We start from the raw sequence: 19852 nt of genomic DNA, 5'->3' as shown, positions 1-19852 counted from the left end.
TGAGTCCGGTACAATACCGGCTCCACACCAGCCAACAGGCTATCTAATATTGACTCTAACTTTTAGGGTGCACATCATTATTGGCGGTTTCTTTGTTTTTCATTTATTTTCCCATGACAGCAAGCATAAGCGCTTTTTGGGCATGCAATCGATTTTCCGCTTCCTGGAATACGGCTGATTGCGGACCATCGATGACAGCGGCGGTCACTTCCTCTCCTCGATGTGCCGGCAAACAGTGCAAGAAAATGGCATCTGGAGCTGCAGCATCCATAAGTGCTTCATTCACTTGATAACCTTGGAAAGCCGCAAGTCTTGCTTGTGTTTCCTGTTCCTGCCCCATACTAGTCCAGACATCCGTATAAATGACATCCGCTCCGCAGCATGCAACTTCTGGACTCTCCGTAATCAGCAGGAAGTCCGGATCATCGCTGATTGCGCTTGCCTTCTCCACAATCTCAGGAAGCGGCTGATAACCAGCAGGTGATGCAATCCGGATTTGCATACCTGTTTTCGCTGCCGCAATCATCAGGCTGTTGGCAACATTGTTTGCGTCCCCGATATAGGCTAGTTTCACACCTTCCAACGTTTCCTTATACTCCAGGATCGTCTGCATGTCAGCAAGCGCCTGACATGGATGGAACAAATCCGTCAAACCATTGATCACCGGGATGCTGGCATGGGCTGCCAGCTCTTCGACCATCTTATGCGAATTGGCGCGGATCATGATCGCATCCAGATAGCCCGACAACACCTTTGCTGTATCTGCAACAGGTTCACCGCGGCCAAGCTGCAGGTCATTTGCGTTTAGATAAAGTCCCATACCACCAAGCTGGTAGATGCCGGTTTCAAATGAAACTCGTGTCCGTGTGGAAGATTTTTCGAAAATCATTCCCAATGTTTTCCCGTTCAGCGGCTGGATCAGCTCACCTTTTTGCTGCTGACTCTTCAGCCCGGCAGCCAAATCCAGCACGTAATGAATTTCTTCCTTCGTCAAATCCTGTAAGGATAAGAGGCTTCTGCCTGCAAGGTAATGCTCCTCTGTCAGTTGCTTCATCGCACATGCTCCTTTTCCACTTGTTCCAGATAATCCGAGATTGATAGGCTGTCGGCCAGCTCCTTTTTGCCGGCAATCAAATAGCTTTGCATGGTCGGCAAACTTGTCATACACGGCGTCTCTGTCTTCCATGCCGATTCACGGATACCTTGACGCCCCTTTCTCGTACTGCATACAGCTGTCATTTTTTGATCTTCAACCAACTCGATCGCTTCTTCATAGGAAACAATTTGATATGCATCCGCATCTGGCAGAAGCGCTGCCGTTTCCTTTGTCAGCACTGCTTTGGCTTGCAGCTGCCCAAGCAGTGCTTCCAGCTGGATCAAATCGGAAGCTTCAGCATCCAAGAGGATCTGTGCGTCATCCGTCAAAGATCTAAGTGTTTTTTCCTTCCAGCCAAACGCCTTATTCAGTGCTTCTGGCACTGTTTTCCCTAGACCGATTGCTTCACCCGTCGATTGCATATCCGGTCCAAGGAGCGGATCGACACCTGCCAGCTTTGTCGTCGAGAAGACAGGCAGCTTCACGGCAAAGAACGGTATCTCTTTTTGCAATCCAAGCGGGTAACCTAATTGCTGCAATGCTGCACCCATCTGGACTCTTGTCGCTAAGTCAACCAGTGGGATACCTGTCACCTTACTCGAAATTGGTACTGTGCGGGAGGCTCGTGGATTGACTTCCAGGACATACAGGATGGAACGATCCTCACTGAAGACATATTGAATGTTCATGATGCCTTTCATTTGAAGAGCATCCGAGATTCGACTTGCAAAACCTACAATCATATTTCTCTCTGATTGACTCAAGCTGGGAGCAGGGAAAATTGCTGTACTGTCTCCGCTATGGATACCAGCCGGTTCGATATGTTCATAAATGCCCGGAATGAGGATATCTGCTCCATCACATACAACATCCACCTCTACCTCCATGCCCGGAACATACTTATCCAGAAGCAGCGGGAACAGACGGGAAGTGTGAATCTGGTGCTCCAGATCTCTCAAATAAGAATCCAGCCCATCTTCCGAATGGAGAATGACCATCCCTTGACCGCCGATCACATAAGATGGACGAATCAAAATCGGATAGCCGATACGGCGAGCCTCGTCTTTCAACGAAGCTGTATCCACCACCGTCGTGCCTGGAATATGCGGGATGTTCAAAGAATGCAGCAAATCATAGAAAGCTTCCCTATTCTCTACACAATCGATCGAAGTCGTGCTGGTTCCAGCAATCGTCACACCAGCTTCCGCCAAATCCGAAGCTAAATTGATTGCTGTCTGCCCCCCGAACTGGACGAGCACTTCATCGGCTTGCTCTTTTTCGATAATGTGCAGTACATCTTCTTTTGTGAGAGGCTCGAAATACAGATGATCTGCTGTATTGAAATCTGTACTGACCGTTTCCGGATTATTATTGATGACTATCGAACGGATTCCTTGCTCTCGCAACGATAAAGCCGATTGCACAGAACAAAAATCGAATTCCACCCCTTGCCCGATCCGAATCGGACCAGAGCCGAGCACCACCACTTTTTTATCTGCTGCAGGCAATGGATCTACCTCATCTTCTTCCTGCCAGCTGGAATAAAAGTAAGGAGTTTGCGCGGAAAACTCTGCTGCACATGTATCTACCATTTTGTAGGATGGTTTGGTCCCAAGCTCCTTGATCAGTCCTTCCACTGCCGCCAATGGCTGATCAAACACTCTGGCCAGGGCGACATTGCTGAACCCAAGTGTCTTTGCTTTTCGAAGAAGCAGATCATCCGGCTGCCAGCCTCCATCCTTCAATTCCCGCTCGACATCAATGATCCGTTTCATTTCATGAAGGAAGAATGTTGTGATTTCTGTCCATTCATGGATAGTTTCAATCGTTATCCCGCGGCGCAGTGCTTCTGCAAGCAGGAACAGACGGCGATCATCTGCAGCTTTGAGACCTTGTTCCAGCTCGATGTCCGACAGTGCTTCAGCAGACGGGAGACGGAATTCTTCAAGTCCAATCTCTAAAGAACGGATCGCTTTATGCAATCCAGCCGGCAAGTTGCGTGAAAGTGCCATTACTTCGCCTGTTGCTTTCATTTGTGTACCAAGCAAGCGATCGGCCTGTGTGAACTTATCGAATGGCCAGCGCGGAATTTTCACCGCTACATAGTCGATGGCTGGCTCGAAGCTGGCAAATGTATCTCCCGTGATCGGATTTGGCACTTCATGCAGATGATAGCCAAGTGCAAGCTTTGCAGCAATCCGGGCAATCGGATAACCTGTTGCTTTGGAAGCTAGCGCACTGGAGCGGCTTACCCGCGGATTCACCTCGATGATGACATATTCATCGCTATGCGGATTCAGGGCAAACTGAATATTACACCCCCCAACGACCCCCAGTTCACGGATGACTTTACAAGATACCGTCCGAAGCATCTGATATTGTCTGTCTGTCAGTGTCTGGGACGGTGCGACAACGATACTATCTCCTGTATGTATGCCGACAGGGTCGATATTTTCCATATTGCAGACAATGATGCATGTATCATTGGCATCGCGCATCACTTCATATTCTATTTCCTTCCAGCCTTTTACACTTTGTTCAATCAGCACTTGATTGATCGGACTTGCCTGGATTCCGCTTTTCACATAACGCAGCAGTTCAGATAGATCATTGGCTATTCCCCCGCCGGCTCCTCCTAGCGTATAAGCCGGGCGGATGATGATTGGAAATCCCGTTTTTTCAGCGAAAGCTTTGGCTTCTTGGATAGAAGTGACCGGAAGGCTTTCCGGGACTGGTTCGTTGATATCCTGCATCATCTGCTTGAACAGTTCACGATCTTCACCGCGCTGGATGGCATCCAGCGGCGTACCTAAAAGGGTGACATCGTATTTTTCCAATACACCTGCTTGATCCAGGCTTACAGCAAGGTTAAGGCCAGTCTGGCCGCCTAAAGTAGGCAGCAGGCCATCCGGCCTTTCCTTTTCGATGATATTGGTCAGGGACTCACAAGTGAGCGGCTCCAAATACACTTCATCAGCAAATGCCTGATCCGTCATGATCGTGGCTGGATTGTTATTGACGAGGATGATCTCTACTCCTTCCTCTTTCAAAGCCAGGCATGCTTGTGTGCCTGCGTAATCGAATTCCGCCGCCTGCCCGATGACAATCGGACCAGAACCGATGACTAGGACTTTCCTGATGTGCGGCTGTTTAGGCATATGCTGTCACTCCTCTGTTCCGTACCGAATTCAAGAATTGTTTGAACACATCATACGTATCGCTCGGACCAGGATGCGCTTCCGGATGGAATTGGACACTCATGATCGGTTTGGAGCAGTGCTGAAGCCCTTCTACCGAACCATCATTGACATTGCTGTAAAGGATATTCCAAAGTGACTGGGAAATAGAAGCTTCATCGACGACATATCCATGGTTCTGGGAAGTAATCGATATTTTGCCGCTCGGCAGATGCTGAACCGGGTGGTTGCTTCCACGATGTCCGTAAGGCAGGCGCATCGTATTTCCACCGAATGCAAGTGCCAGTAGCTGATGTCCGAGACAGATACCCAGCGTCGGGTAAAAATCCGCAATCCGTTTGATTTCTCCCGCTAAGTATTCCAAGGATTTTGGATCGCCAGGACCATTGGATAGCAGAACCCCATCCACTTTTGCTTCCTGCAGCTCTTCCAGCTTCGTATCAAAAGGAAAAACGGTGACGTCACAGTTATTTTCCAGCAGCATATCCCGTATGGAATGCTTATAACCATAATCAATGATTGCTACATGGGCATTCGGTGAGCCTTCTGCTTGGTGGAACTGCTCTTGTTTAACGGAGACTTTCTCCACGATTTTCTCGGATACCTTTGCTTTATCCGGAACTGCTCCCGGCGTTTTAGCCATTTTTCCATAAACGTCCCCGTGCTGGCGGATTATTTTTGTCAGTTTCCGTGTATCCACCTGTGCCAAAATCGGAAAATTGTACTCATCCGCAATATCCTGCAATGTCTGGGTTGCTAGGTAGTGAGCCGGTGTTTCACATGGTGTCGAAATGACAAGCCCATGAATAGACGGTGTATGGCTTTCCTTATCCTGCGTATTGAAACCATAATTGCCAATCAGCGGATACGTCATCGTAACAATCTGCCCGGCGTAGGAAGGATCCGTCATCACTTCCTGATAGCCTGTCATCGCTGTATTAAAAACCATTTCCCCATCTGATTCCGTTGTTTTACCGAGCCAGACACCTTCCAATATATCGCCTGTACTAAGCATCAAGTAACCCTTTGTCTCTTCCATTCATGCTGCTCCTTTCCGAAACGGACATTATCTTTATTCTAAAAAAGTAATAAATATGCATTTATAAGAAAAAGAAAGGTGAGCAGCTGCTCACCCCTCCAGTTTGGCAGCCTGCTCTTCTGTCCACTTTCTATTCGTTTCCAGCAAGGCTTCTATATTATCCACTTGGTCCTGGACCCTTGCTTTAGCTGTGCCGCCTGGAATATTCCTGGCTGCTACGACCGTTTCCGGTGCAAGTGCCTCGTAAATATCTTCCTCTATCAGACTGGAAAACTGCTGCAGCTCTTCTAGACCGAGATCCAATAAGTACTTTCCTTGTTCGATACTGTACAATACTGTCTGACCGACCACTGCATGTGATTCACGAAAAGCCATGCCTTTTGCCACCAAGTAATCGGCAAGATCTGTCGCATTCGAAAAATCATTGCGGACAGCGTGGTACATATTATCCTGCTTCACATGCATGGTCTCGATCATCGGCGCGAAAAGGCCCAGAGCCCCCTTCAACGTTTCCACTGTATCAAACATGCCTTCCTTGTCTTCCTGCATATCCTTGTTATACGCAAGCGGCAGACCTTTCAAGGTAGTGAGCATTCCCATCAGATGTCCGAATACCCGACCGGATTTACCTCGTACGAGTTCTGCGACATCAGGGTTCTTTTTCTGCGGCATCATGCTGCTGCCAGTCGAAAAGGCATCATCCAATTCGATGAAATTGAACTCCGCACTGGACCATTGCACCAATTCCTCTGATAGTCGTGATAGGTGCATGCTGATCAAACTCGCAGCTGACAGGAATTCCACTACAAAATCACGATCACTGACGCTGTCCAGACTGTTTTCGGTAATCCCGTCGAAATGGAGCTGCTCCGCTACAAAATGCCGATCGATCGGGAACGTCGTCCCAGCCAGGGCGCCTGCCCCAAGCGGCATTTTATTCACGCGCTTCCAGCTATCCTGCAGACGCTCAACATCCCGCTGCAGCATAAAAGCATATGCCATAAGATGATGGCCGAACAATACAGGCTGTGCACGCTGCAAATGAGTATAGCCAGGAAGGATCGTCTCCAAATGCTGCTTTGCCTGTTCCGTCAATGCGGTCTGTACAGCTCCCAGCAATCCGACAATATCGACGATTGCTTCCCGCAAATATAAACGCATATCCAATGCCACTTGGTCGTTACGGCTTCTTCCGGTATGCAGCTTGCCGCCTACCGGACCGATGTGCTCAATCAGCAGCCTCTCTACATTCATATGGATATCCTCGTCTGCTTGCGTGAGTGTTGCTTCCCCTGCCTGGATTTTGTTCAGCACCTGTTTCAATCCATCAGCAATCGTTTCCGCTTCATCCTGTTCGATGATGCCGCATTTACCAAGCATCGCCACATGGGCGAGGCTGCCTTGGATATCATATACAGCCAGTTTTTGATCAAAGCCGATGGAGGAAGTGTAGGCGTCTACTAATTCATTGGTCGGCTTCGTGAATCTTCCTCCCCAGAGCTTCATTGTTTTACAGCTTCTTTTTTATCTATTTTCAATAATGATGGTGCTACCGTTTGCACTGTTAGCTTACGGGCAACTTCAGCCTGCACCTTTGTAGGCAGACCCCAAAGCTGGATAAAGCCAAGCGCTGCATCGTGATCGAATTTATCTTCTGGCTTGTATGTTGCCAGATCAAAACTGTATAAGGACTCAGCAGATTCTCTGCCGACAACAAGTGCATGTCCTTTGTAGAGCTTCACTTTGACATTGCCGGAAACTGTCTGCTGTGTTTCCTCGATGAATGCTTGCAGCGCTTTTGTAAGCGGGGAATACCATAGGCCGTCATAAATTGTCTGTGCCAGTTTTTGCTCAACGATCGGTTTGAACTGGGAGATTTCGCGAGTCATCGTCAAAGCTTCCAATTCCTGATGGGCAGCGATCAGTGTCACTGCAGCCGGGCATTCATAGATTTCACGGGATTTGATACCTACCAATCTATTTTCAACATGATCGATACGTCCGACACCATGCTTACCAGCGATTTCATTCAATTTCAGGATAAGTTCATCCAATGCATAAGCCTCGCCATCGATTGCGACCGGCTTCCCTTTTTCGAAAGTGATGGTCACGATTTGTGCTTCATCTGGTGCATCTTCCGGATCAACAGTCAGTCCAAAAGCATCACTTGGCGGCTGCTCCCATGGATCTTCCAAAATTCCGCACTCATTGGAACGCCCCCATAGATTTTGATCGACACTATATGGGCTCTCTTTGCCTACCGGTACTGGAATACCATGCTGCTGTGCATATTCGATTTCTTCATCACGGCTCATTGCCCATTCACGGACAGGGGCAACAATTTTCAAATCCGGGTTCAATGCGGTGAAACTCACGTCAAACCGAACCTGATCATTACCTTTTCCAGTACAGCCATGCGCTACTGCCACGGCTCCTTCTTCTTTCGCGATATCGACTAGCACCTTCGCAATCAACGGACGGCTAAGCGCTGAAACAAGCGGATATTTTCCTTCATATAGCAAGTTTGCTTTCAAAGCTGGAAGTACGTATTCCTCTGCATACGCAGCTTTAGCATCAACTGTATAGGATTTGATAGCTCCCACCTGCAAGGCTTTCTCTTGAACGAAATCCAAATCCTTGCCTTCCCCAACATCCAAACCAACTGCGATCACATCATAATTATATTTATCCTGCAGCCACTTGATTGCTACAGAAGTATCTAAACCACCAGAGTATGCGAGTACGATTTTATCCTTTGCCATTATGAATCTCCCTCTCCGTGCTGAATGCTCGATTTATTTATGTGAATTATTATGCATTATAACTAATATAAATTCAAGCATTTTTTGTTAATTTATTGACTAGGTATCCTATTATTCCGGCAGGTAGATTGTGCCTGCCCATTTTCAGGCATAAAAAGACTCCCTGAGGACTACTTCGGCAGCTTAACATCGAACGAAGAAAATTGCTTGGTGGAGTCTCCGTGTTCTGCCTACACTAGTATAGATTAACGTCAAAAACCCGAATCTACGCGTATCTTTGATTCAAGATTCCGTCATAGTTCGGGTTTTCAATTAGCTGAAATACTTTTGTCCCAGCCTCGATTTATACACCACGTTTATTTCCCCATACAAGTGTATGAAGCTGTGGCAGGACACGCACATGATTCAGTTCATTGGAAGCTGACACTTGATCGATCAGCCATTCATATTTGGACAGCAATGCATCTTTCAATGCGGCATCATCCAACGTAGCTGTATCATGATTACCGACTTGTACATAAAAACTCACGTCTGGATAACGTTTATGAACATTCGTTGCATACCGCAAGTCTTCTTCATCGAAAATGACAACCTTCAGACTCACATGCATAAGACGCCCTGCTTCTCTCAGATTGTTAATTATCTCATCAAGGCGATGAAAATCGGTCTTCATCATTGAGCTTGGGGGTTTAGGAGAAATAGTAAGATCGTCGATTTCCAGAAACCACGGCTGATACCGGCTTCCCTGAGTCTCCAAAGCTACTTTCACTTCTTTTTGCTTCAGAAGCTGTGTGAACTCTCCTAGATTCTTAAGTAGCGCAGGGTTCCCACCAGAGATAGTCACGTGACGGAAGCGATCTCCGCCCACTTCCTTCAATTGATTCCATATCTCTTCGGCAGTCAGCAGTCGGATATCATCTTTCGCTGATCCATCCCATGTAAAAGCAGAATCACACCAGCTGCAGCTATAATCGCAGCCTGCTGTACGGACGAACATCGTCTTCTGTCCGACAACCATTCCTTCTCCTTGCACGGTAGGACCAAATACTTCTAAAACCGGAAATTTACTTGCCATTTTCTGTTCCTCGCTTTGGTCGATATACACAGTAGCTGGTCGGTGTCTCACGCAAGAAAACTTGCAGGCATTGTGGCTGGTGAGGCAGCTGATCCAGTTCTTGTTGAATCAATTCATAGATTTTTCGGGCCATCACTTCCGTCGTTGGGAAATCTTCTTCCCCAAGGACATCAGTGTGGTCATTTAAAAGCGTGTGATCGAATTTTTTGTGGATCAGTGCTTTGATCGTCGAGAAGTTGAATAAAAATCCGCTGTCATCCAATTCATCTCCGGCAATCGTAACATTGGCAAAATACGTATGGCCATGCACTTGCTGGCATTTACCTGCATCCGGATGCTGGATGCTGTGTGCCGCAGCAAAATGCAGATCCTTATTCAATTCGTAGCTATAGTCATGCTGCACTTGCGGATAAATTTGCTGGATCATGCCTTGGCCGCCTTTTTCGCTTCGTATTGGTCAAGCCCGTTTTGACGCAGCTTACAAGCTGGGCATTCTCCGCAGCCTTCGGCAATGATGCCGTTGTAGCAGGTAAGTGTTTTTTCCTTCACATAAGAGAGCTGACCTAACTGATCTGCCAATTCCCATGTTTCTGCTTTATCCAGCCACATCAATGGCGTATGGATGACGAAATCTTTATCCATTGATAGATTGAGAGATACATTCAAGGATTTCACAAAGATATCACGGCAGTCTGGGTAGCCGCTAAAGTCTGTTTCACAAACACCTGTTACAAGATGCTTTGCGCCTACTTGATGCGCCAGGATAGCTGCGAAGGATAGAAATACTAGATTACGTCCAGGTACAAACGTGGACGGCAGTTCCCCTTCTTGCTCTTCGATTTCGATATCATCCCTTGTCAGCGCGTTTGGTGCAAGCTGATTCAATAATGACATATCCAATACATGATGTCTGATTCCTTGCTCTTTGGCGATTTGTTCAGCCACTTCGATTTCCAGACTATGACGCTGGTTATAATTGAAAGTGACAGCTTCCACTTCCTCGAATTGCTCCATTGCCCAAAACAAGCAAGTTGTACTATCTTGTCCGCCGCTGAAGACGACGATGGCTTTACCCTTTTTCATTACGTTTCTCCTTTTTCCAGACAATCCAATAAAAAAGCCTCTTCCCAAAGGAAAGAGGCTGCCAATTATCCATAAAAAAATAAAAAAGACTATACCCAAGGATATAGTTCCTTAGTTTTTTATAGAGGGTTGTGCTAGAACCTCTCCCAGGATGGCCTGGATTTTTTATTCTTTTCTGCAGTCCATTGTATCATAGCAAGGCGCTTTTGCATATGGAAAGACATGTAACCACATACCAAGGTTATGGAAATGTATGTGATTGTTTCAGGAATGCTGACTAAGCGGAATTTTTCTTCAAGACAAATTCATTAGTGTTAAATAAAGCTGGACGCCTCCTATTTTAGAAATCACTACAAAACTCTAACCACAGCAGTAAAATATCCTCATTTCGAAAACACTTCATCCTTTTCAATCTTCGAACCAGTAATTTTAATACAGATTAAAGTTATAACGAGGATAAAAATAGCAGAACTTAGTGTAACTAGTAACTGACTAGCAAAAGCCATCGCTACTATATTACCGAATACAGCTATTAAAATAATTCCTGTTACAATAGTAGCCACTGTTGAGTTCAAATATATACCCGCCATGCTCGAAAAAAATATTAAAGAAACAGTTAATATTACTGTGGCTATAGAAGTAATGAAGAAATGACCAATAGAATATAGAGCCGTATTGGATGTATCAAGTATTGGAGCTACTGTCTCCAACAGTAGATATAGAATGTTTGCTACAGTCATCCCAACAGTTGGACACCAAAGAACATACCACAGAAAGACATCACTTTATCATAAAATAATTTCAACCTTCCATTAGGGTATAAATACGTTCTCATTTTATCTTCACCAATATAATTTTTGACCAAGAACCTATTGATAATAATCGCTCCATAAATGACCAAAATACACATACAAATAGTGGAAGCCAACCCAGAAAGACTAACGTAATTCTTAAGGATAATATCAGATTCAGTACTATCAAATCGTCCAATAACAGTAAAAAAATAAAGTGTAATGAGCTGTCCGAAAAAAGCCATTAAAAAAATGATCTTTCTATACTTTTTTAGCTTGGATGATTCATACTCGTAATTTTCACTCAATATTTTTACCCTCCATTTTTTAGAACCTTATAGTATTCTTTAAGCCCCCCCTGAATAAGCTTTTTTTTACAAATTCTACACTATACTTATAATCAAGATAAATGAGAACCTTTTAAACCATTTTTTTGTAAAAGGTATATAATCTTACAAATTTACGATTTCAAATAAATTGCGCTGAATTTATAGAAATTCTCTGTATTCGAAAACATTACAAACCTAACGTGATTTTTTCCCGAATGGCTCGTAACCAGCGATAATCACCTACATTGTAAGCCCTGCAGTATCCAACTATCTTGAAATCACATGATTTTCAGGTGCCAGACCGAATTTGCACAGCCTCCATGCCAAACAGTATGTAGAGTTTCGTCTGGAACTCTACATGCATCCTGTTGTACAAGCTCTGCGCCGCAAATAGGGCATATTCATATAAATAAAAAAATCCGAACTTGGAGAATCTCTTCTCAGTTCGGATTTTTTAGTTAAAGTACGTGCATCCAAGCAATCAATCAGAATTGCTCAAAAGCAGCATTGCTCAATTCGTTATCCCGTTTGTGGCGTTCAATGGCAAGCTGAATCAGACGGTCGATCAGCTCTGGATAGGAGATGCCAGTGATGTCCCAAAGCTTCGGATACATGCTGATTTTCGTGAAGCCTGGAAGGGTGTTTACTTCATTGACAACGAATTCGCCTTGTTCCGTCAAGAAGAAGTCAACACGCGCAAGCCCCTCGACATCAAGTGTCTGGAATACTTCGACTGCCAGCTTCCTTGCTTGTTCTGTAACAGACTCGGAAAGTTGGGCCGGAATAGCAAGCTCTGCACCGGATTCGTCGATATACTTGGATTCATAAGAGTAAAACTCCGTTTTCGGCAGAATCTCTCCCGGCAAGGATGCCATCGGTTCTTCATTGCCAAGTACCGCCACTTCAATCTCGCGGCCGACGATTGCTTCCTCGACAAGCACTTTCGTGTCATAACGGAATGCTTCTTCCAATCCTTTGTAGAACTCTTCTTCTGTTTTTGCTTTGCTTACGCCGACAGAGGAGCCTTGATTGGCAGGTTTAATGAATACCGTGCTGCCCAGCACTTCCGCCACCTCTTCATATTTTATGGATCCAAGCTGACGCTTTTTGAATGTAAAGCCATTCGCGACTCGGATCCCCGCTTCCTTCAATAGACGCTTGGCGATATCCTTATCCATACAGACGGCAGAGCTGAGTACATTCGGACCGACATATGGAAGATTAGCGATGCGCAGCATGCCTTGCATGCTGCCATCCTCTCCTAATGTACCGTGGAGGATGCTGAAGATGACATCCACTTGATCGAGGACCGCGCCTTGACTCGGGCTGACAAGCTGCTTCTCCTTCATGCCAGGAACTACTGCAATTCCTTGCTCGGAAGGTTTCAATTCGATATGCTTCGGATCATGTGCGTTCAGCAGATAATCCGCTTTGTCATTCAGCTGCCATTTTCCATTTTTATCGATTCCGATCAAGACAACATCATATTTATTTTTATCAATTGCATCGGCAATGTTTTTTGCTGATTGTAAGGATACTTCATGCTCCGCGGATTTTCCGCCGAAGACGATTCCTACTTTTGTTTTACCCACCTGTAACCATTCCTTTCTGACGTGAGACCATTGCTTTCATTTTATCACAAACGTGTGCGGCTGCCTCCTATGTCCATAAGAAAAAATCGCGTTTTACATGCAGCTCATTCGGTAACTATATACATTAACAACAGAGACAGGGGATGGGAATGGACTTATTACGATCATTTTGATGCCTCGACCGATTTTTGAAATATCGTGTCGGCCGCGGTGAGCAAAGACGTGCTGGTGGTGGAGCCTTATCCCTCCTCTTTGGTGCTTCAAGACATAAAATCGCAAACGAATCCTGCCAGAAGATTTCAAAGATTTACGAGGACGATGATTTTGTCGGGCGGCAAAATCATATAAAGATGAAGATACCTTTCCCGTAAAAAAGCACATCAGATACAATACGGATAGCCATGACATAAAGATTCTAGTATGCTTTTAAGGACTAACTTTTGGAGGCACAGCTAGAATGAAAGGAATCACACATTTATTAATCGGGGCAGGCGCTGGTTTCGCCAGCGCAACCGCCTTGGATGCTGAAGGCGCTGTTACCGTCACAATGACCTGCACAGCAGCGGTTGCAGCCCTTGTACCAGATTTGGATACAGGCGGTATCCTCTCCAACCGCATCACTTTTTCACACAAAGCCATCCGCAATATTACAATTTTTATCGGATTATTGCTCATTCTATATAGTATGTGGAATTTATTTGGCCAAGATCGTTATATCGGTTTAGCGATCGGAGCAGGAATTATGGTTCTCTCCCGCGTAATCAATAAGAAGTTCATGCTGCTGATTACAGGCATCGCTGTACTGCTGACCGGCTTGTACACAGGGCATACTTGGGTTGTCATGAGTGGATGTTATATCGGGATTGCATCTTTCCTCAGCCACCGGAGCTACACACATTCCTTGATCGGGTTAGTCTATTTCTACATATTGATGACATTCTTCGAACAGGGGACAGCCCTATTCGGTACCCAGCTCGCGGGCACAGCCGGCTATGCAAGCCACTTGCTTGCCGATAGCAAGATATTCCCTGTTAATAAGAAAGGAGTCAAATTGCTCCTTCCTATAATTAAAAAAGATTTCTAAAGGAGACGATTGCATGAATCCATTGCACACAGCAGAACTGGCAGAGAAAATCAAAAAGAAAGAAACCGTTCATCTGCTTGATATCCGGCAGGAAGCGGATGTGCAAGACTGGGCGATTGTTGCCGACAGTGTTAAGCGATATGATATTCCGTTTGCTGCCATCAAAGCTGATCCAAATGATGTCTGCAACCAGCTGCCAAAAGATGAGCCTGTTTATGTGATGTGCTATCGGGGCAAATCAGCTCAGACCGCCGTCTCGCTTTTAGAGTCGGCTGGAATGGTCAATAGTGTACATGTAGTCGGCGGTATGCATGCATGGGGAGAAACGATCAGTCCACGCAAGATTGGCGATCTCACTTATGGGGGGGCAATTTACCAGTTTATGCGCATCGGGAAAGGCTGTCTTTCCTATATGATCGTCTCAGGTGACGAAGCAGCCGTAGTGGATCCAGCCAGATTCACGGAAGTTTATGTTTCTTTTGCAAAAGAGAATGGCTGGGAAATCAAACAAGTACTTGATACCCATCTCCACGCCGATCATTTATCCGGCGGGCAGAAGATCGCAGAGGAAACCGGGGCAACTTACTGGTTCCCTGCTGATGATGGGAAAGAAGCAAAATTCAGCTTTTCCCCGTTACAAGACGGGATCGACATACCGTTCGGCAAGCCTGAAGAGGGCATGCGCTGTGTTGCCTCACCAGGTCATACAGAAGGAAGCATCAGTTTTGTCGTTGACGACACGTACTTACTATCCGGGGATACGCTCTTTACCGAGTCGATCGGGCGCCCAGATTTGGCGGGTCAAGCAGAACAATGGGTACAAGATCTGCATAACACTTTATATGAAAAATATCCATTATTATCCCTGGACTTGATTGTCCTGCCTTCCCATTTCTCCGAGCTTACAGAAATCGGAAGTGACGGCACCGTCCAAGCACGCATGGAAGACCTGTACAGAAAAAATCCAAGACTACAGCTGCAGGATGCAGGCGAATTTGCCTCCTCCGTTTTGGAAAGCATTCCTGAACAGCAGCCGAATAGTTATCAGCTGATTCGAGAAGCCAACCAAGGAAAAGCGACGATAGACGGCGCAGACGAAGCCGATATCGAATCCGGCCCCAATCGCTGCGCAGTGACCAGCTGACAGACAAAAGAGCCAGTCCCTTTCCGTGACTGGCTCTTTCTTATGCTTTTGAAAAGATACCGAGTTTTTCGATTCGCTTTGCAGCTTCCAGCAATCTTTCTTCTGTATCCAATAGACCCGCTCGGACGTATCCTTCTCCATATTCCCCAAATCCATTGCCCGGCGCGACCGCAACATGTGCCTTTTCGAGTAGCAGATCAGCGAATTCCTCGGATGTGTAACCATGCGGAACTGGCAGCCAAACGAAGAAGGTTCCTTTTGGTTCGGGTACATCCCAGCCGATTGCACGCAAATGGCCAATGAAAGCATCTCTTCTGCTTTCGTACGTATGGACGAGCTCTTCCACGCATGTCTGGTCTGTAGTCAACGCGTAAGCAGCTGCTTCTTGCATGCCGCCGAATAAGCTTACGTAAACATGATCCTGGATTAAATTGATGCTTTCAATCACAGATGCATTACCGACTGCAAACGCGATGCGCCAGCCGGCCATATTATACGTTTTGGATAAGGTGTACATTTCAATGCCGACTTCCTTGCTGCCTTCGGATTGCAGGAAGCTCTGCGGTTTTTCCCTGTCGAAGCCAAGTGCACCATAAGCAAAATCATGCAGCACACAGATTTTATGTTCCTTCGCCAGCTCCACTGTTCTATCAAAGAACTTCTGATCCGCTGTTGCTGCAGTCGGATTGTTCGGATAGTTGAGGAACATCAGCTTTGCTTCTTCCAGATCACCAGCTGGAATAGCACCATAGTCAGGCAGGAATTCATTTTCAACAGTTAATGGCATGAGCGATGTCCGTGCTTGGGCAAGTTCAATACCGGACATATAATCCGGATACCCCGGATCCGGGAGCAGTGCCAAGTCACCTGGATTCAACAAACATTGACTGATCTCCACCAAACCTGTTTTAGAGCCGAACATGATGGCTACTTCTGTTGCAGGATCTAACTTCACACCGTATTCCCGGTCATAAAATTCACAGACTGCCTGCTTAAGAAAATCAAAGCCTCTGAATGGTGAATATTTATGATAAGCCGGATTATCAGAGGCTTCTTTTAATTTATCTACGATATGCTGCGGCGTCGGCAAATCAGGATTCCCCTGTCCAAGCTTGATGATATCGTGGCCCTCTTTTTCCAGCAGGCTTACTTTATGTACTAAGCCGGCAAAAAACTGCTCCGGCAATCGTTTCAATGCATCCGAAAACGGAAAATCCATCTTACTCACTCTCCTGTTGTGTCGCGCTTCCTATTCTGACTATTACCAATCTTGACAGTGTTGGAAATAGAATGCGATAATGAACAAATCATACATGAATCACACACTCTTATCAAGAGAAGGCGGAGGGAATTGGCCCTATGAAGCCCGGCAACCGGTGCATTTGCACACGGTGCTAATTCCAACAGCGAGACGCTGAGGGATAAGGGGATGAAGACACACGCCTTTCCCTCTTCCATATTCGTCTGGAAGAGTTTTTTTATGTAAAAATTCAATGAGGTGACAACATGACCATCAACATAAAAGGCGCCCCGAACTATTACGTCTGCGAGGATAATATATTGGAAAGCCTACCAGCACGGCTATCCGAATTGAACTGGACCAATGGTTTGCTTATTCACGGGGATGCATCATGGAAAGCAGCTTCCCCATTCTTGGATCCGATCGATTTACCAGTGAAACGGATTGCTTACAACGGCCAATGCACACATGCAGAAGCAGCTCGATTAGCAGGTATCGCAGCCGGCGAAGCTGCTCAATTCATAATCGGTGTGGGCGGCGGAAAAGTGTTGGATACTGCCAAAGCTGCTGCCAATGATGCAGGACTTCCGGTCATCCTGATTCCGACAATCGTATCCAACTGTTCCCCATGGGCCTCACTAAGTGTGTTCTATGATGAAGAGGGAAATTTCGTCGAATACACGGTCTTCCCGCGCAGCACCTTCATGCTGCTAGTTGAACCGAAATTGCTGCTCACGACACCTACACCGTATCTGATTGCGGGAATTGGGGACACATTGGCTAAATGGTATGAAGCGGATGCCCTTACCGAAAACATGACTGATCAGCCGCTTGCTGTTCAAATAGCCCGCAATGCCGCTAAGCTATGCCGGGATATCCTCATTGCCGAAGGAGATGCAGCAATTTGTTCCTTGCAGAATAAGCAAGCGGATAGTGCATTTCTGCGTGTTGCAGAAACAATCATCATGGCAGGCGGCATGGTCGGCGGATTCGGAGATGAATATGGCCGCATAGCTGGTGCTCATTCCATACACAATGGACTGACAAGACTTGCCGAAACACATGAGCAGCTGCATGGGAATAAGGTAGCTTACGGTATTCTAGTACAGCTGGCACTGGAGGATAAATTTGAGGAGATCCGGACTTTGCTTCCAATTTATCGGAAGCTCGGATTGCCAACTATACTGAAAGAGCTCGGCGTAAAAGAGAATGTGGATAAGGCGATGAAAATTGCTGCAGACGGTGCAGTTGCACCAGGAGAATCCATTCATTTCATGCATGTTTCTTCTTTGGAACAAGTAGTAGATGCCATGCAAAGTGTGGAGACCTTCGTTGCAGCAAATCAGGGAGTGACACAATGAAACTTGCATTGATCCAGCATGATATTGTTTTTGGTGACCCCCAATCCAATTATAGAAGAATGGAAGCATTGATACATGAGGCGCAGGAAAAAGCCGATGTCATTGTGCTGCCGGAGCTTTGGACAACCGGTTATGATCTGACAAGGCTTGATTCCATCAGTGATGCTGACGGAGAAACGACGAAACGCTTCATCAGCAGGCTGGCTAAAGCGCATCAAATATATATTGTCGCTGGTTCCATCGCGAAAAGTACTGAAACAGGCGTCTACAACACGATGCTTGTCTTCGGGCCAGCAGGTGAACTGCTCCATGAATACGATAAGGCTCATTTGTTCCGGCTAATGGATGAAGAGAAGTTCCTCTCCCAAGGTGACAGATCCGCCTCCTTTTCCATTGGAAATAAACGAGCAGCCGGTGTCATCTGCTACGACATCCGTTTTCCGGAATTCATCCGCACGCATATGATAGGTGATCAGCAAGTATTATTCGTCGTCGCCGAATGGCCAAAGCAGCGGCTCGATCACTGGCGCGCACTCCTGCTCAGCCGGGCAATCGAAAACCAATGTTTTGTAGTTGCTTGTAATCGCTCCGGAAGTGATCCAGCAAATGACTTTGCCGGGCACAGCCTGATCATCGGGCCGTGGGGTGAAATCATCGCTGAAGCCAAAGAGGAAGCGACCATCCTTTATGGCGAAGCAGATCTCGACCAAGTGGCTGACGTACGAAGTCGCATTCCCGTATTCCAGGACAGGCGCCCGTCCATCTATGACGTGCAGTGATATTTTGACAATGTTATGACAAGTTCTCCCGGGCAGTGGTAAAGATAAGCTAGCTTGCTTATACTATTAACAAATAGTTTCTGGGAGGGCTTTCATGCAAGCGACACTGAAATGGTTCCGAATCATCGGATTTCTCGAAGGGACTTCCTTGCTTTTGCTATTATTCATAGCAATGCCGCTAAAATATATGATGGATATGCCGATCTTCGTCACCTATATAGGTGCCATCCACGGCGGGCTTTTCGTCCTGTATGTGATTTGGGCAGGATACACAACACTGAAAGTCGGCTGGGGATTGAAATGGGCAATCTTCGCCTTGCTCGCATCCGTCATTCCATTCGGCTATTACATCTTTGATATGAGATTGCAGAAAACACAATATGCATAAGCAATGACATAGCGTTACGCACACCCTGTTTCCGCAGGGTGTTTTTTATTTCACCATATATACAATGTTATCCTCATTTGATAGTATTTTCTTCATATTTGGATAGTGAATCCGAACATTTGTTGATTGATACGATACAACAGCTGAATCAGGATGATATCGGTGTATTCATGATTGCACACCGCTTGTCCACATTAAAAGTCTCTGATCAGATAATTGTCCTGGAAGACGGCGATATTACAGGAATCGGAAATCATGATGACTTATACGCATCAAATGAACATTATCGTAATTCGCATGATAGACACAAGCAAAAAGAGTGACCTCACCTTGAGATCACTCTTTCTTATTTCACGTTATACGAATGCTGCTATCAAGAACCATACAATCATGATCAATTGGATGACGATTTTAGCTATCGAGCCTCCAAGGAAGCCAAGCAATGAGCCAATGGAAGAATAAATAGCTTCCCTCGGTGTCCTTTTTTGGACTAACTCCGTCACAAGCACAGCAACAAACGGCACGACGATGATGCCAAAAGGCGGGATGATGAAGGAACCTACGATTACGCCGATCGCCGCAATACGCTCCCCCCATTTACTGCCGCCGAATTTCTTAACAAAGTAACTATTCGCGATAATATCCGAGATGATCAAAATCACCGTCAAGATGACCATCGCAATCCAGAAGATTACTGATAAGTCTCCATCACTAAGCATGAACTGAAATACTAAAAATCCAATCCAGAGCATAAGCGGAGATGGGATGACGGGATAGATGATTCCCGCAAAACTAGCGATGAATGCCACCGCAATGATAATCCAAGCAATTATGTCCAGTGCCACAATCAATCCTCCATATCTTACCTTGATAGTACGTATTATGACATAGG

At 46.0% G+C, this 19852-nt stretch carries 18 protein-coding genes and 2 riboswitches; of the genes, 6 read left to right on the top strand and 12 right to left on the bottom strand.

Annotated elements, in window-relative coordinates; all coding sequences use genetic code 11:
• Positions 1–103: 103 nt before the first annotated feature.
• From argF to ddlA, 10 genes are all read right to left on the bottom strand, one after another.
• Positions 104–1054: an ornithine carbamoyltransferase gene (gene argF, locus AB1K91_RS11925; protein WP_413090056.1), complete on the bottom strand. Its 951-nt coding sequence runs from the start codon at positions 1052–1054 to the stop codon at positions 104–106.
• Entirely contained in the window at positions 1051–4254 is a 3204-nt protein-coding gene (gene carB / locus AB1K91_RS11920; protein ID WP_413090055.1) for a carbamoyl-phosphate synthase (glutamine-hydrolyzing) large subunit, read from the bottom strand. Before carB ends, argF begins: the two co-directional genes overlap by 4 nt.
• Positions 4247–5332, bottom strand: a complete 1086-nt coding sequence (locus tag AB1K91_RS11915; RefSeq protein ID WP_413090054.1) for a carbamoyl phosphate synthase small subunit — start codon at positions 5330–5332, stop codon at positions 4247–4249. Before AB1K91_RS11915 ends, carB begins: the two co-directional genes overlap by 8 nt.
• Before the next feature lie 90 nt (positions 5333–5422).
• Entirely contained in the window at positions 5423–6838 is a 1416-nt protein-coding gene (gene argH / locus AB1K91_RS11910; RefSeq protein WP_413090053.1) for an argininosuccinate lyase, read from the bottom strand.
• Positions 6835–8094 carry an argininosuccinate synthase gene (locus AB1K91_RS11905; protein WP_413090052.1) on the bottom strand — a complete coding sequence of 420 codons (1260 nt, stop codon included), beginning with the start codon at positions 8092–8094 and terminating at the stop codon, positions 6835–6837. Before AB1K91_RS11905 ends, argH begins: the two co-directional genes overlap by 4 nt.
• 343 nt (positions 8095–8437) lie before the next feature.
• A complete protein-coding gene (gene queE / locus AB1K91_RS11900) occupies positions 8438–9169 on the bottom strand; it encodes a 7-carboxy-7-deazaguanine synthase QueE (protein WP_413090051.1) in 732 nt (243 codons plus the stop codon).
• Positions 9159–9596, bottom strand: coding sequence for a 6-carboxytetrahydropterin synthase QueD (gene queD, locus AB1K91_RS11895; protein WP_413090050.1), 438 nt, complete (start codon positions 9594–9596; stop codon positions 9159–9161). Before queD ends, queE begins: the two co-directional genes overlap by 11 nt.
• Positions 9593–10252: a 7-cyano-7-deazaguanine synthase QueC gene (gene queC / locus AB1K91_RS11890; RefSeq protein WP_413090049.1), complete on the bottom strand. Its 660-nt coding sequence runs from the start codon at positions 10250–10252 to the stop codon at positions 9593–9595. The genes queD and queC overlap by 4 nt, the downstream gene beginning before the upstream one ends.
• A 105-nt stretch (positions 10253–10357) precedes the next feature.
• Positions 10358–10402, bottom strand: a riboswitch (PreQ1 riboswitch).
• A 586-nt stretch (positions 10403–10988) separates the two neighbouring features.
• Complete coding sequence (locus AB1K91_RS11885; RefSeq protein ID WP_413090048.1) at positions 10989–11351, bottom strand: hypothetical protein; 363 nt, start codon at positions 11349–11351, stop codon at positions 10989–10991.
• A 506-nt stretch (positions 11352–11857) separates the two neighbouring features.
• Positions 11858–12964, bottom strand: coding sequence for a D-alanine--D-alanine ligase (gene ddlA / locus AB1K91_RS11880; protein ID WP_413090047.1), 1107 nt, complete (start codon positions 12962–12964; stop codon positions 11858–11860).
• A 457-nt stretch (positions 12965–13421) separates the two neighbouring features.
• On the opposite strand from ddlA, the gene AB1K91_RS11875 reads away from it, so the two are divergent.
• Together AB1K91_RS11875 and AB1K91_RS11870 are read left to right on the top strand one after the other, a co-directional pair.
• Entirely contained in the window at positions 13422–14048 is a 627-nt protein-coding gene (locus AB1K91_RS11875) for a metal-dependent hydrolase (RefSeq protein WP_413090046.1), read from the top strand.
• Between the two features lie 13 nt (positions 14049–14061).
• Positions 14062–15192 carry an MBL fold metallo-hydrolase gene (locus tag AB1K91_RS11870; protein ID WP_413090045.1) on the top strand — a complete coding sequence of 377 codons (1131 nt, stop codon included), beginning with the start codon at positions 14062–14064 and terminating at the stop codon, positions 15190–15192.
• Between the two features lie 40 nt (positions 15193–15232).
• Here AB1K91_RS11870 and AB1K91_RS11865 read toward each other — a convergent pair whose 3' ends face one another.
• The gene (locus tag AB1K91_RS11865) at positions 15233–16411 is read right to left on the bottom strand and encodes a pyridoxal phosphate-dependent aminotransferase (RefSeq protein ID WP_413090044.1); all 1179 of its coding nucleotides are present in this window, start codon (positions 16409–16411) and stop codon (positions 15233–15235) included.
• Between the two features lie 106 nt (positions 16412–16517).
• Positions 16518–16620, top strand: a riboswitch (SAM riboswitch).
• Between the two features lie 78 nt (positions 16621–16698).
• Between AB1K91_RS11865 and AB1K91_RS11860 the strand changes: the two genes are divergently transcribed.
• The 4 genes from AB1K91_RS11860 (at position 16699) to AB1K91_RS11845 (ending at position 19283) form a co-directional block, all read left to right on the top strand.
• Complete coding sequence (locus AB1K91_RS11860) at positions 16699–17793, top strand: iron-containing alcohol dehydrogenase family protein (protein ID WP_413090043.1); 1095 nt, start codon at positions 16699–16701, stop codon at positions 17791–17793.
• Positions 17790–18572: a carbon-nitrogen family hydrolase gene (locus AB1K91_RS11855; RefSeq protein ID WP_413090042.1), complete on the top strand. Its 783-nt coding sequence runs from the start codon at positions 17790–17792 to the stop codon at positions 18570–18572. Before AB1K91_RS11860 ends, AB1K91_RS11855 begins: the two co-directional genes overlap by 4 nt.
• A 94-nt stretch (positions 18573–18666) precedes the next feature.
• Positions 18667–18960 carry a DUF3817 domain-containing protein gene (locus AB1K91_RS11850; protein WP_093727533.1) on the top strand — a complete coding sequence of 98 codons (294 nt, stop codon included), beginning with the start codon at positions 18667–18669 and terminating at the stop codon, positions 18958–18960.
• Between the two features lie 119 nt (positions 18961–19079).
• On the top strand, positions 19080–19283 hold the full coding sequence (locus AB1K91_RS11845) for a hypothetical protein (RefSeq protein WP_413090041.1): 204 nt from the start codon (positions 19080–19082) through the stop codon (positions 19281–19283).
• A gap of 33 nt (positions 19284–19316) precedes the next feature.
• On the opposite strand, the gene AB1K91_RS11840 is transcribed toward AB1K91_RS11845, so the two are convergent.
• On the bottom strand, positions 19317–19799 hold the full coding sequence (locus AB1K91_RS11840; RefSeq protein WP_413090063.1) for a DUF456 domain-containing protein: 483 nt from the start codon (positions 19797–19799) through the stop codon (positions 19317–19319).
• Positions 19800–19852: the final 53 nt, after the last annotated feature.

The organism is Terribacillus jepli (assembly GCF_047228925.1).
Taxonomy (GTDB): Bacteria; Bacillota; Bacilli; order Bacillales; family Amphibacillaceae; genus Terribacillus.
This window is presented reverse-complemented; position numbering and strand designations above follow the sequence as displayed.